Source organism: Croceitalea sp. P059 (assembly GCF_031846365.1).
GTDB classification, from domain to species: Bacteria; Bacteroidota; Bacteroidia; order Flavobacteriales; family Flavobacteriaceae; genus Croceitalea; species Croceitalea vernalis.
In genome coordinates, this window is sequence record NZ_JAVRHW010000002.1 from 391799 (window position 1) to 405630 (window position 13832).

11 protein-coding genes are annotated in these 13832 nt (G+C 35.5%); 3 read left to right on the forward strand and 8 right to left on the reverse strand.

What is annotated here, in order from left to right:
• Window positions 1-94: 94 nt before the first annotated feature.
• From RM542_RS08100 to aroC, 5 genes are read right to left on the reverse strand one after another with little or no spacing between them, the layout of a single operon-like run.
• Window positions 95-1267: a flavohemoglobin expression-modulating QEGLA motif protein gene (locus tag RM542_RS08100; protein WP_311385234.1), complete on the reverse strand. Its 1173-nt coding sequence runs from the start codon at window positions 1265-1267 to the stop codon at window positions 95-97.
• Window positions 1264-2088 carry an N-formylglutamate amidohydrolase gene (locus RM542_RS08105; RefSeq protein WP_311385235.1) on the reverse strand — a complete coding sequence of 275 codons (825 nt, stop codon included), beginning with the start codon at window positions 2086-2088 and terminating at the stop codon, window positions 1264-1266. The genes RM542_RS08100 and RM542_RS08105 overlap by 4 nt, the downstream gene beginning before the upstream one ends.
• Window positions 2081-3112 carry a glutathione synthase gene (gene gshB, locus RM542_RS08110; RefSeq protein ID WP_311385236.1) on the reverse strand — a complete coding sequence of 344 codons (1032 nt, stop codon included), beginning with the start codon at window positions 3110-3112 and terminating at the stop codon, window positions 2081-2083. Before gshB ends, RM542_RS08105 begins: the two co-directional genes overlap by 8 nt.
• A 19-nt stretch (window positions 3113-3131) precedes the next feature.
• Window positions 3132-4457: a dicarboxylate/amino acid:cation symporter gene (locus RM542_RS08115; RefSeq protein ID WP_311385237.1), complete on the reverse strand. Its 1326-nt coding sequence runs from the start codon at window positions 4455-4457 to the stop codon at window positions 3132-3134.
• A 57-nt stretch (window positions 4458-4514) separates the two neighbouring features.
• A complete protein-coding gene (aroC, locus tag RM542_RS08120) occupies window positions 4515-5579 on the reverse strand; it encodes a chorismate synthase (RefSeq protein ID WP_311385238.1) in 1065 nt (354 codons plus the stop codon).
• 190 nt (window positions 5580-5769) lie between these two features.
• Between aroC and RM542_RS08125 the strand changes: the two genes are divergently transcribed.
• Window positions 5770-6681, forward strand: coding sequence for a UDP-2,3-diacylglucosamine diphosphatase (locus tag RM542_RS08125; RefSeq protein WP_311385239.1), 912 nt, complete (start codon window positions 5770-5772; stop codon window positions 6679-6681).
• Here the strand turns inward: RM542_RS08125 and RM542_RS08130 are convergent.
• Entirely contained in the window at window positions 6637-9546 is a 2910-nt protein-coding gene (locus RM542_RS08130; RefSeq protein ID WP_311385240.1) for an FAD-linked oxidase C-terminal domain-containing protein, read from the reverse strand. The two genes, RM542_RS08125 and RM542_RS08130, sit on opposite strands and share 45 nt — an antisense overlap.
• Before the next feature lie 87 nt (window positions 9547-9633).
• Between RM542_RS08130 and RM542_RS08135 the strand changes: the two genes are divergently transcribed.
• Both RM542_RS08135 and RM542_RS08140 read left to right on the forward strand, forming a co-directional pair.
• On the forward strand, window positions 9634-10128 hold the full coding sequence (locus RM542_RS08135) for a hypothetical protein (protein WP_311385241.1): 495 nt from the start codon (window positions 9634-9636) through the stop codon (window positions 10126-10128).
• Window positions 10129-10220: 92 nt separating this feature from the next.
• Window positions 10221-11327, forward strand: coding sequence for a TlpA disulfide reductase family protein (locus RM542_RS08140; RefSeq protein WP_311385242.1), 1107 nt, complete (start codon window positions 10221-10223; stop codon window positions 11325-11327).
• A gap of 65 nt (window positions 11328-11392) precedes the next feature.
• On the opposite strand, the gene RM542_RS08145 is transcribed toward RM542_RS08140, so the two are convergent.
• Both RM542_RS08145 and RM542_RS08150 read right to left on the reverse strand, forming a co-directional pair.
• A complete protein-coding gene (locus RM542_RS08145; RefSeq protein WP_311385243.1) occupies window positions 11393-13027 on the reverse strand; it encodes a hypothetical protein in 1635 nt (544 codons plus the stop codon).
• A gap of 150 nt (window positions 13028-13177) precedes the next feature.
• The gene (locus RM542_RS08150) at window positions 13178-13828 is read right to left on the reverse strand and encodes a rhomboid family intramembrane serine protease (RefSeq protein WP_311385244.1); all 651 of its coding nucleotides are present in this window, start codon (window positions 13826-13828) and stop codon (window positions 13178-13180) included.
• Window positions 13829-13832: the final 4 nt, after the last annotated feature.

Below are 13832 nucleotides of genomic sequence, written 5' to 3' on the forward strand. Positions count from 1 at the left end.
TGAAGAATCCCACATAAACTAGCTCAGAATCTAATTTTTAATGGAAAACGAGATGCTTTTTGCTTGAGCATGACAAATAAAAAAACAGTTCAAATTACTTCAAATTATTCAATATAAAATTTAAAGTGGAATTGGTGTTTAGCTTTTGTTGAAATGTATGGCTTTTGTGTTTAATCGGTTCTACCAAACCTAATTGTTTCATGTATATCATGGAGGGTTCATTATCTAGAGCAACCTTTCCGGTAAGCAATATATCTAAAGACTCTTCATTCTTATAGCGTTTATAGATTTTTCTCAATCCACTGAGATATAGACGGTCTTTCGTAAATCCACCCCCTCTATGCGCTCTTAAAGTAATCGCAAAAGCTTCATCACGGTTTAATTTGTATTGACCGTGAATAAGATCAAAGGTATCTGCAAAAGAATAGCCCTTAATCAAACTATCAGCAGCCATCACACGGTATGCTAATTCTTTAAGGCGTTTTAAAGTTAAAGCACCGCCCATGTATTCACTCAATACAGCAAGTCCTTCTTGTGTTTCAACATTTTTAGGTAATCCATTAGAAAAAATACTTAAAGGCTGTGCTAATCCATTATAGGTAGTTACCAAATGCACGCCTATTTCGTGGTGAGCCAAGGTTAGCAATTGGTTTTTACTGAACTTAGTGTTCTTTTTAATGAAAAGTGTTCTAGTGGCATTACTGACCATAGCATCGGCCGAAATATGAACTGAAAACTTCACATTTAAGGGAAAATCATATTGAGCTGCGAATTCTTCAAAGTAATCTTTAGCCTGTTCTGCAGAATATACCTTGTCCATTTCAATACCAGAAGGTTCGTCGCTATAGTGCAAAATGAACTTCGCATTATCAACATCTTTTTCGGTAGGGGTACCATATACCCGTAATGAATTGTAATAGAATTTTTTTCCACGCCCAATAGTTTCAATACACTGAATCATATTGGCATAGTAATAAACAACATCTTGATAAAACTTATGAATGGTGTCATCTTGAATTCGTTCTAATCGCTGTGAAAAGAACAAACGTTGGAGTTTATAAGGGTCAAACTTTAGTTTAGGGTACTTAAAAGTTGGCTCCGAGGTGAATTTTGAAGAGAAAAAGCCTTGTTTCTCTTTTTCGATATTTAGAGGATTTACATAGCTCAATAGTTCAATACGCTTGACCAACCTGTTTAAGTTGGAGTCTATATCAAATAATGCAGGGTACTGGCTTTGTAAATCGTTCTGTTCTTTTACAGGAATCATATTTGCTGTAGAAATTCTTCAGTCTGCAAAGGTATCAATTCTTTCAACTGTTCCTCCACAGTTTTAACCACTTCTGGATAAATAACGCCAGTTAATTCATCACAGTATATTTTTGAGATTTCTGTAGCCAGTACAAGCGTGTTCTTAAAATTTTGAGTGATGAACTTTAAAAAATACCCATTTCCTTGAAAAGTGTCATTAATCAAAGAGGTCTGTGGTAAATCATGTGGTAATTTAATAGCACCAAGCTTTGTGCTCCAACTACTTACTATATCGCCAAAACGGTCGTTATCAATATTTGTAGTACCTAAGTTCCAGGTAGGAACCTCCCTATCCCACCGTTTCCAGTTATAACTATGCATATCATAAACAATAGCTTTACTGTGCATTTTTTCTAGCTTACTGACTAAAGCGTATACTACTTTGTAGAAATTAGCGTGTTTAGAAAGGCTTTGATTTATTTCTTTTTCGCTCAAAGGCTTCTGCCAAAGTTTTTTGCCCCATGCAGTGTCAAAGACTGCTGATTCTGGTGGTCTGTTTAAATCGTATTCAAAACGACTATCGCAACCAGCTAAAACAATTGGTTGAGATTGCACCATTTGCTTAGTGCAAGGGTCTTCTTCATACCAACGTTCATATTCGGTATGAATACAATTAGACCACAATGATTTTCGGAATTGATGTCCGTCATGTACGGCTGCACAAATAAAGGGCTGGTATTTATCAATTTTAAGAGTGAAAGAATAGTCTTCGGCAACAGCATCAAATACTTCTTCTGAATTTATCTTTTGAATAATTTCAGAAACAGAGAGCCTAAGCATTTTGAACCTCGTTACGTAAGCGAGAACGTCTATTAAAAGCCTCTAGCTGGTCTAAAACCTTACTTTCAACAAAGTCAATAACCTTGCATTGAATTTTAGTCTTGTATACTTTGTTCATATACGTAACACCACCTGGAGACATAACGTTTACCTCAACTAGTTTACCGCCTATTACATCAATACCAACAAAGAATAACCCGTCCTTAACCAATTTTGGTCCTATTTGTTTGCATAAGGCTTTTTCTTGTTTGGTCATAGCATGTTTTGCAACGGTACCCCCTGCCGAAACATTCGAGCGGTGGTCATCAGAACCTGGTACGCGTTTCATTGCTCCAATCGGTTCTCCATTCAATAAAAGAATACGGACATCGCCTTGGTCTGCACCTTCAATGTATTCTTGAAGGATGACATAGTTAGAGCTTCCATCAGAGTTAGTTACATAAAAATCTAACAATGATTTTATATTACTCATTGCCGATTTTTCAATAAGAATCACACCTGATCCTCCAAAGCCATTTAGGGGTTTTAAAATCATTTTATCAGCAGCAGACTCTTTGATTTGCTGCACCAAATAATTCTTATTCTTAGAAACATGTGTTACCGGTATAATATTGCTATGGCTATCTCCAAAAGCTGCGGTGTATAATTTGTTATTTGCTTCACGAAGCCCTTGTAATGAATTGACAATAAATACATCATCCTTTACAGAATCTAAGAAGTTAAGCATGATGGGGTCTAAAGGCGGATTTGCTCTCATAAACAGAACATCAAATCCTGCTAGAGGCAACATCTCCTCCCTTAAACTAGCTTGTTTATAGAATGTTTTTAGATTATTTGAAACCTTATCCATTCTATTGACAACAGTACAGAAAGCGTTGGTAACACTATTTCGAATAGTAAGGTTAACAGGGCTACAAAGCGCTACACCGTGCCCACGTTTTACACATTCATGGATTAATGCAAGACTAGTGTCGTTCTCCGGGTCGATTTCCTCCCAAGGATACATTAAAAAACAAATATTCATAACTTCTCGTATTGATTGATTATTTCACTTCATCGTAATGGTCATCCCAATTTTTTGGTTTTGGCTTATGCAATTTATCAACTGATTTGGCCACAATTGTTGCTACAGTAGCATCTCCTGTTATATTCACTACGGTACGCAACATATCTAAAGGCCTGTCAACAGCAAAAATCAAAGCAAGACCAATGGCATATTTTTCTGGTGGAAACCCGACAGACTCTAGCACTATTACTAACATCACCATACCTGCTCCAGGAACGGCTGCCGTTCCAATCGAGGCTAATAAGGCTGTTAAAACAATGGTTAGCTGAGCGCTAACCGGAAGATCAAAACTCAAAGCCTGCGCAATAAAAACCGCAGCAATGCCTTGATACAGGCTTGTTCCATCCATATTGACAGTCGCACCAACAGGTAAAACGAAACTAGAGACTTCTTTATCAACCCCAATATGCTCTTCTACACGTTCCATAGTTACTGGTAAGGTGGCAGCACTTGAACTCGTTGAAAAAGCTAGTAATTGTGCAGGACTTAACTGTTTTAAAAACCAGAAAGGGTTTTTCTTCGCAAAAATTGACACTAAAATACAATAGAACACTATCATTAAGAATAGCCCTAAAACCACGACTCCTGCATATTTCAATAGCGCTAATAGAATTTCAGGATCACTTGACGAAACCACTACGTTAGCTAATAATGCAAATACCGCATAGGGTGCTGTTAGCATTATTAAATCGACCATTTTTAAAACTACATCATTAAGCGAATCAAAGAATTTTTTTAATGGTTTTGCTTTTTCCTCTCCAATAAGCAACATCGATATTCCCATAAAAATGGTGAAGAAAATAACCTGTAGCATCAACTGATTATTACCTAAGGCACTTACTGCGTTATCTGGAACCATATCTTCAATAAACTTCAAAGGGCCACTTTCTTTTTGGCGAGAAGCTTCTGCAAGCTTAGCCGTAACACCTTTATCATTGGCATAAGTAGACGTTAGTTTCTCTATAGTTTCTTCAGAAACTCCAGTACCGGGTTCCATAACATTTACTAAAACAAGACCTAAAATTATGGCAACAGTTGTAGTACCTACATAAATACCTATGGTTCTAAGACCAATATTTCTAAACTTTGAAATATCTTTTAAATCAGATATTCCTTTAATTAAGGAGGCTAAAATTAATGGTACTGCTATGAGTTTAAGAAGCTTAATGAAAATAGTACCAAAAGGGGCAATCCAGTTCGTAACAAACTCTTTTCCGCCCGTCATATAAGTCATACCGAAACCGAACACCAGTCCCAATACCATACCTATCATTATTTGCCAATGTAATTCTAGTTTACGCATATTGAATATTTGCGTAGTAAGATACTATTTTGAACGGAAAACCACTAATGTGAAGAATTAGATTTTATTGGTTTTGGCCAATAACATAAAATCGGCTAAAACCAAAGCAGTCATTGCCTCAACAATAGGAACGGCTCTTGGTACAACACAAGGGTCATGTCGTCCTTTTCCTTGTGTGGTAACTTTATTACCTTCTTTATCTATAGTATCATAAGACTGTAAGACTGTTGCAACAGGTTTGAAAGCGACACTAAAGTAAATATCCATTCCATTACTAATACCGCCTTGTACCCCTCCACTTAAATTGGTAATAGTGCTTCCGTCAGTATTGAACTGATCATTGTGCTGACTGCCTTTCATAGCTACACCTGAAAAACCACTACCATATTCAAAACCTTTTACTGCATTAATGGACAACATGGCTTTGCCTAATTCAGCATGCAGTTTATCAAAAACTGGTTCTCCAAGACCAATAGGTACATTTTTGGCTACACAAGTAATAATTCCGCCAATAGTATCCCCTTGCTTCTTGATGTCTTTGATGTAGTCTTCCATTCGAGAAGCCGTTTCCATATCTGGACATCTGACTGCATTACTTTCTATTTGACTAAAATCAAGCTCTTGATAAGGAACTTCTAATTTTAGGTCACCTACTTGAGACACAAATGCATTTATTTCAATAGCATTTAAAAACTGTTTTGCAATAGCTCCAGCCACTACTCTACTTGCAGTTTCTCTCGCTGAACTGCGACCACCACCTCGATAATCACGAAAGCCGTATTTTTTATCATACACAAAATCAGCATGTGAGGGACGATAAGAGTCTTTAATATGAGAGTAGTCTTTTGACTTCTGATTGGTATTATGAATGGCAAAACCTATGGGCGTTCCCGTAGTTTTTCCTTCAAAAATTCCAGAATAAATTTCGACTGTATCCGGTTCCTTTCGTTGTGTTACAATCGCTGATTGACCTGGTTTTCTTCGGTTTAGTTCATTTTGAATTGCATCTATATCTAAAGTAATGCCCGCAGGACAACCATCTAAAACCCCACCCAATGCTCTACCATGAGATTCTCCAAACGTTGTTAACCTAAAAATTGAACCAAAAGAATTGCCTGCCATGAGTTACACTTAGAAGTTTTCAAAGGTAATTTTTATAAATTTTACACAAAAACAAAAGAAGAACTTAATGATTTTGAAACAAAAAAAATATACCGTAATGTTTTTTTAACAATATGCTGACAAACTCTTGACCTCAAATCAAGCTACAGTTTATTCCTACACCTTTACTTTGTAGATAAATTCTATTGTATTGAAAAAAAGGAAGATAGAGCTAGCCATTATATCAGATGTACATCTTGGAACTTATGGCTGTCATGCGGATGAGTTAATTACGTATTTGAATAGTATTCAACCCAAAAAGTTAATACTTAATGGAGATATTATTGATATATGGCAATTCAAAAAACGATATTTTCCACCCTCCCATTTAAAGGTTTTAAAAAAGATTATTGGAATGGCCTCAAAAGGCACCGAAGTCTTCTATGTTACAGGTAATCATGACGAGATGCTTCGCAAATTTGCATATACCTCAATGGGTAACATAAAGATTGCCAATAAATTGGTTTTAAATTTAGATGGCAAAAAAGCTTGGATTTTTCACGGTGATGTTTTTGATGTATCTATTCAAAATGCCAAATGGTTGGCTAAATTAGGTGGGTACGGTTATGATATGTTGATATTGATAAACCGTTTAATTAATTGGTTCTTGAATAAGTTGGGGAAAGAAAAGTATTCGCTTTCAAAAAAGATAAAGAATAGCGTAAAAGGTGCCGTCAAGTACATAAATGATTTTGAAAAAACAGCTGCTGACTTAGCAATTGAAAATCACTATGACTATGTCATTTGCGGCCATATTCACCAACCAAAAAAAGAGGTTTACGAGAACAAGCAAGGAAAAACCATGTATCTTAATTCAGGGGATTGGGTTGAAAATTTAACGGCCTTAGAATATTCCTTTAAACGCTGGAAAATATATCATTATAATCATGATAAGCTTTCTCCATTTTTTATGGATGAAGACTTGAAAGATATGGATATGAATGAACTTATAGCCTCAATCACTGACAAGAATGATATTAGTGATATTGAGGTGAAAACAACAGAGGATGAACCAAATTCATTTGATAAGCAAGGCTTGTCTCAAGATACTGACGGGGTGTAATGCCGTTCGTTGGGTACCATCTTTAATTTGATGTCTACAGCTTGTGCCATTCGCTGAAATAATGGTATCCTCCTTTGCTTTGCGAACCGCAGGAAACAATTTTAACTCCCCTATTTGCATACTAACTTCATAATGTTCTTTTTCATATCCAAAAGAACCTGCCATTCCACAACAGCCAGAAGCTATGATGGTCACTTCATAATTTGTTGGAAGATTCAACATATCAAAAGTCACTTTTTGATTAGATAGTGCCTTTTGATGACAATGGTTATGAATTTTTACTTGTTTGCTTTCTTTTGTAAATACGTCTGAGGTTATGCTTCCTTTTGATATTTCATTTGAAAGAAACTCTTCAATTAAATAACAGTTGTCTGCTATTTTCTCTGCGATTTCTGGGTCTTCAAAAAAGCGTTTGTATTCATCTCTAAAAGATAAAATGGCAGAAGGTTCTAAACCAATAACTGGTAAACCCTGATTTTTAAACAATTTTAATGCTGTGACATTCTTTTTTGCTAAGGCCTTTGCTTGATTTAAGAAGCCTTTTGAAAGATAAGTACGTCCACTTTCAGCAAAAAACAATTGCACCTCATAACCTAAGTTTGCTAATAGTAAAATGGCATCTTTACCTACTTCAATATCTAAATATCTTGTAAACTCATCAATGTAGAGCACAACTTTATCTTTTGATGGTTTTTTCGAAGCTTGATTTTTTAAAAATTTTTCAAAATTAAAGCGATGTACTTTGGGCAAACTTCTTTCAATAGCAACACCGCTTGATTTTTTTAGTAGTGTTCCAACTGGAGAATCGTATACGATATTAGTTAAGCCTGCAATCTTGCTTGAAAGTGCATTTATTCGAGTGTTATAAGCAAAAAGTTTACTTCTGGCTGAATACCCATTCGTTTCTTGATACTGGTATTGAAATTCAGCTTTTAAGGTTGCTACATCGACATTACTTGGGCATTCACTTGCACAGGCCTTACAGCTTAAGCACAAATCAAAAACCTCTTTTAATTCTTTATGGTCAAACTGATTGGGCTTGTCTGAATTTGTCAAAAATTCGCGCAAAGCATTGGCTCGACCACGTGTCGTATCTTTCTCATTCTTAGTAGCATGATAACTTGGACACATACCACCAGGCATTTGATGTGATTTTCTACAATCTCCACTTCCATTGCACTTTTCCGCAGCCTTTAAAATACCTTCGCTATCTGAAAAATTAAGTAATGTTTTAACTTCAGGCTCTTCTCTATCAATTTCATAACGTAGCGATGCATCCATTGGTAAAGCATCTACAATTTTTCCAGGATTAAAAATGTTAAATGGATCAAAATAGCTCTTTACTCTTTTTAAAAGTTGATAATTCGTTTCACCAATCATTAAAGGAATAAATTCTGCTCTTACAATACCGTCACCATGTTCACCGCTAAAACTACCCTTATACTTCTTGGTCAATTTAGCTACATCTGTAGTAATCTTTCTAAACAGCTTTACATCTTTTGATTTCTTCAAATTCAGTATGGGCCTTAAATGCAATTCTCCCGCACCTGCATGAGCATAATACACGGCACTTTGCTTATACCCTTTCATAATTGCTGTAAACTCTGCTATAAATTCTTTCAAGTCTTCTAAGGCAACAGCAGTATCTTCAATACAAGCAACCGCCTTTTTATCTCCAACCATATTACCTAAAAGTCCAAGCCCAGCTTTACGCAGTTCAATCGCTTTCTTAATATCGTCTCCATATAAAACCGGACTAGCATAGCTTAATCCTGAAAGAGTTATGGTTTTTTGTAATTCACCAATCTTTTTTTCTAGTGCAGCTTTACTCTCTGCTTTTAGTTCTAGCATTAAAATAGCGGCCGGGTCATCCTTAACGAAGAAACGGTTAGCTAGCTGCTGTCTATTGTTTTTGGTACAATCCAAAATAACCTTGTCCATCATTTCACACAGATGTAAAGGGTGTTTCATGACTGGAGCAACATCACTTAAACAGTCTTCAAGGGTTTTATAATGCGTAGCAACCATAGCGGCATGTTCAGGGGGTAAAACATCCAATTGCAGTGTTATTTCAGTGGTAAAAGCCAATGTGCCCTCACTCCCACTGAGTAGCTTACACATGTTAAACTGCTCTTTGCTAGAACTAAACACATCATTTTTTAGTAATTCATCAACAGCGTAACCAGTATTACGACGATGGATATTCGCTTTTGGAAATTCTTTGATGATATTATCTTGTATGCCAACATCAGCAAGTTCATTTTCTATGACTTTATATAATTTACCTTCTAAGGTTTCTTCTTGTGTTTTTAATTTAAAAGCCGATTTTGAAATAGCTTCGAATTTTGCTTCACTACCATCATAAAGCACAGTTTGCATGGACACCACTTTATCTCTTGTTACGCCATATTGTATTGAAGTGGTTCCAGAAGAGTTATTACCTACCATACCCCCAATCATACACCGGTTGGAAGTTGATGTATTTGGGCCAAAAAAAAGACCAAATGGTTTTAAATACCGATTGAGCTCATCACGCACAACCCCTGGTTGTACGACGACTTGTCGTTTTTCTTCGTTTAAATGTAAGATTTTTGTAAAATACTTAGAGGTATCTACAATTATACCTTCGCCAACACATTGTCCGGCTAAAGATGTTCCTGCTGTTCTCGGAATAAGACCAATCCTATTTTTAGTAGCAAAATGAACTAAAATCTTTAAATCTTCACTATCTTTTGGAAAGGCAACTGCTAATGGTATCTTTCTATAAACCGAAGCATCTGTTGCATAAATTGTTTTTGACAAATCATCATAAAACAACTCGCCTTTTAATTCTTTTTTTAAGTAAACCAATAAAGATATATCCAATTTGGAACAATTTTTGACTACCAAGTAGAGTTAAAACATAATAGTTAGAACAAAGCTATTCTTAATTTTCAATTTAAAGAACAACTTATGAAGATTACCACAATTTTTACTTGCATTTTCGTTTTTGCAACAACTTGGGTTAGCGCACAAAACATATCTGAGCATACTCTAGGCCTGCGTTTGGGTGATAGTGATGGTTTCGGAGCTGAAATTTCTTATCAAAAGTCTATTGGAAGATACAACAGAGCTGAATTTAATTTAGGTTGGCGCGATAGCCGTGAATTTGATGCTTTTAAACTCGCAGGCGTATATCAATGGGTTCGAAATATTGATGGCGGATTTAATTGGTATTATGGTTTTGGTGGCGGCGTTGGTAATTCTGATTTTGAGGCGGTGCCCGACAGAGATAGAGATGACGGTCTTTTTGTATTTGCTGCAGGAAATTTGGGCATAGAATATGATTTTGATATTCCTCTTTTAATTTCTTTAGATATGAGGCCCGAAATTGGCTTACTTGGCTTTAGCGAATTTGACAATGACTTCTTATTTGATTTTGCTATCGGTCTCCGATATCAGTTCTAATCTTAAACACATATGCCTTAAAAGTGATTGTTCATACAAGCACTTTTTTTTTGCTTCTCAATATTCCTACCTTTGAATAAAATATTTAGAGCATGATCAAAAGAGTATTTCTACTTGTCATTATTGTCGTAATAGCCAGTTGTAGTTCAAATTCGGATGGATATACTGTTAATGGAGAACTTAGGGGTGAATTAAAAGATTCAACTCGAGTATTTTTAAAAACAACAGATTCTTTGGCCAGAACATTGATTGACGTTGATACTACTTTAATCGAAAACGGTTCATTTACATTCACTGGACTTGCTGACGATTTAAAAGTACACTATATAATGATTGAAGGATTCTCAGGGAATGCGCCGCTTATTCTGGAAAATGGTAAAATTTCTTTTAAAGCACAAAAGGATAGTTTAACATTTCATAAAATCAAGGGTACAACTCAGAATGACCTTTTTATGAATTACTTAGAAGAGATTAGAACCATAAGTTCTATGTCTAAATCGATGAATGCTGAGTTTAAAGGAGCTCGCGGTGATACCGTTTTAATGAATTCTTTACGAGAAGAGTTTATGGAATTGCAAGACCGAGCAAAAACCTTTGATCTTGATTTCATCAAGGAAAATCCAAATGCATTGATATCGGTATTAATTTTAGAAAAAGCAGTATCTACCAAAACACTACCGGCTAATGAATTGGCGCCGTTATATGATGGTTTAAGTGAAGAAATAAAAGGAACACCTGCAGGTATTAGAGTAGGAGAAAAAATTAATAAAGCAAAAGGTACGGAGATTGGTTCTGTAGCTCCAAATTTCTCGGGTCCTACCCCAAATGGTGAAACTTTGGCTTTAAATGATGTAAAAGGAAAAATAACGCTGATAGATTTTTGGGCAGCCTGGTGTAAACCATGTCGCGCTGAAAACCCAAATATTGTTTCGGTTTACGAAAAGTATAAGGATAAAGGATTGAATGTGCTTGGTGTTTCTTTGGATAGAAAAGAAAACGATTGGTTAAACGCCATTGAAACTGATGGTCTAGCTTGGAATCACATTAGTAATTTACAATATTTTCAAGGTCCTATTGCACAATTGTATAACGTGAACGCCATACCTGCCGCTTTTTTGTTAGATGAAAATGGTGTTATAATTGCTAAAAACTTAAGAGGTCCTGCTCTAGAACAAAAGGTTGCTGAGCTGTTGAATTAAATAAAGAATTTTTTCTACAATAAAAAAGCCCTTGATAATTTTTAGGGCTTTTCTTTTTGTTATTACTAGAACTTATCTTGTATGTCATCAAATGTTCCGAGAACATTTGCATTGTTAGCACCGGTGACATTGCCAAAAATATTAACTCTTGAGGTGTCTCCTATAAATTCAACTGTAGCATTATCTTCAAGAATAAGGTCACCGTATATAGTAAGATTACCTTCAATCCGTAATGTGGCATTTTCTCCGACAGTTAAATCACGTCTTCTATTGTTTCGAGCAACTATAAAGGTCCCTCTCATTTCAAAAAGACCATTATCCGCAATAGATACCGCATTGTTTACCGTCCAAGTTCCACATAATAATAAAGAACCCGATACGGAAATAGATCTAAATCTTCTAGAACCGCTATAAGCCAAACTTTGGCTAGCTGCTACGTTTAAATTAGCATTCCCTGAATATGTCGGCGTCCCAGAACATTTTTCTGCAAGGTCTTCAGAAGGTTTATTCATTTTAATAATTTGAAGTCCTTCACGACCAGAAGCTGCAAAAATATAATCTCCTTTTGATGCTACGTAGTTCGTAGAACCATCTAATTCAATAACACCAACAGTACTCAATATATCATCCTCTTCTTCTGCCAAACCAAGGCCAGCACCTCCATTAGCCATTAAAATAACACCTTCATTATAGGCAGTAGCATTAGTGACTATATCACTTTCGATAACATCAGCAGGGTTAATAGTAATTGGAATATATTCTTGAAATGCACCAGTATTGATATTGTATACACCCGCACCATTTCTTCCTTCAGCTACAATAACCTTATCACCCATAATATCTAGCGTTCTTTTATCGGCTTCTCTAAAATCAGAATCTATTTGAATTTGAGAAGTTTCTTGTAAATCGGAATTTAAAATTCTAACTCCAGCACTCGCATCCAAGACTAAATACGTACCATCTTTAATAACGACTGAGCGTAAATCTTGAAAAGGAACTTCATTTACTATTTCTAAACTACTAGTATCAAATTCAGTAACATAACCGTCTCGACCACTAGTCACATAAAGACTACCATTGGCCACAAGCACATCATTAGCATTAAATCCTTCTTGATAATTATATGTCAAATCAGAAGTATCAAACCTACCATTGCTAGCTGCAACTTTAATTACTACTGAATTTGCAGAGGCTAAAGCAGATTGCTCTGCGTCTACACCACCTACAACATAGATATAGCCATTACTATAATGTATTGCATTTAAATCTTTATCATAAGAATAGGCTCTACCTGTTAACCTTGGTGCAGCAGGATCACTTACATTGACAATATCTACAGCTCCCTTATAATCGGCACCAGCAGTGTTATATGATATATAAGCGTAATCTCCATCAATATGGATATCAGTTGCCGTTAAATTTTCGGCACCACTAAACGATGGTGGGGTAACCTGAGCCACTAAAGCTAATGGATAATTACCTGCCTGTTCATTAGCAAAAATGGATTGTGCTCCGTTTTGAAAATTCTCTTCATAAATTTCCATGGCTCCACTTTTATCATAAACAATACTATTGGTTAAAACTGTGGCATTAGTTTCATTTCCAAAGCTAGCTTCTTCTTGCTCAAAAATAGTTGTGCTATCTGTACATGAGGTAATAACTATAGAAACCAAAAAGGCATAAAGTAGAACTTTTTTCATAAGAGTTGGGCTTTAATTCGTTTGGTAAATGTTAAACGATGTAAAAACCTACATCTTATGTAAAGTGTACAATAAATTCGATGAAATACACCAATTCTTTGAAATATTCTTAATAAATAAGAATATTCTTACATAAATTGATAATATATTTTAAATTTTACCTAATTTTTCTAAAACAAAAAGGATAATAATGGGCAAAGCCAACAATACTACAACTAGCGTATCCGTTGCTAATAAACTGGGATTGAATAGCAATGTAATCAAATACCCCCCAATTGCACCACCAAAATGAGCCGTATGTCCAATATTACCCAATCTCTTCTTCATTCCATAAATAGAATATAGAAGATATCCAATACCCAATACATAAGCCGGTAAGGGTATAGGAATAAAGAAAAAACCTAAGGTCATATCTGGATATAATAGTATCGCAGAATATAAAACCCCTGTAACCGCTCCACTAGCCCCAACTGCGCTATAGTAAGGTTCGTCTTTATGAAAGAACAATGCCAAAAGACTGCCCGCTAATAGGCTAATTAAGTAAATGATTAAAAACTTCGTCGGACCAAATGAAGAAATAACTACATCTGCAAAAAAATATAAGGTAAACATGTTAAAAAGTAGGTGTGAAAAATCAACATGTAAAAAGCCAGAAGTAATGGTTCTTTCTTTCTGACCAGCCTTAATACCTCCAATACTAAACTTGTAACGTTCAAAAAAACCAATGTCGTTGAACCCTCTAATAGAGACCAAAATATTTGCAGCGATTATAGCAATTGTTGCTATGTGTAAATTGTACATTACA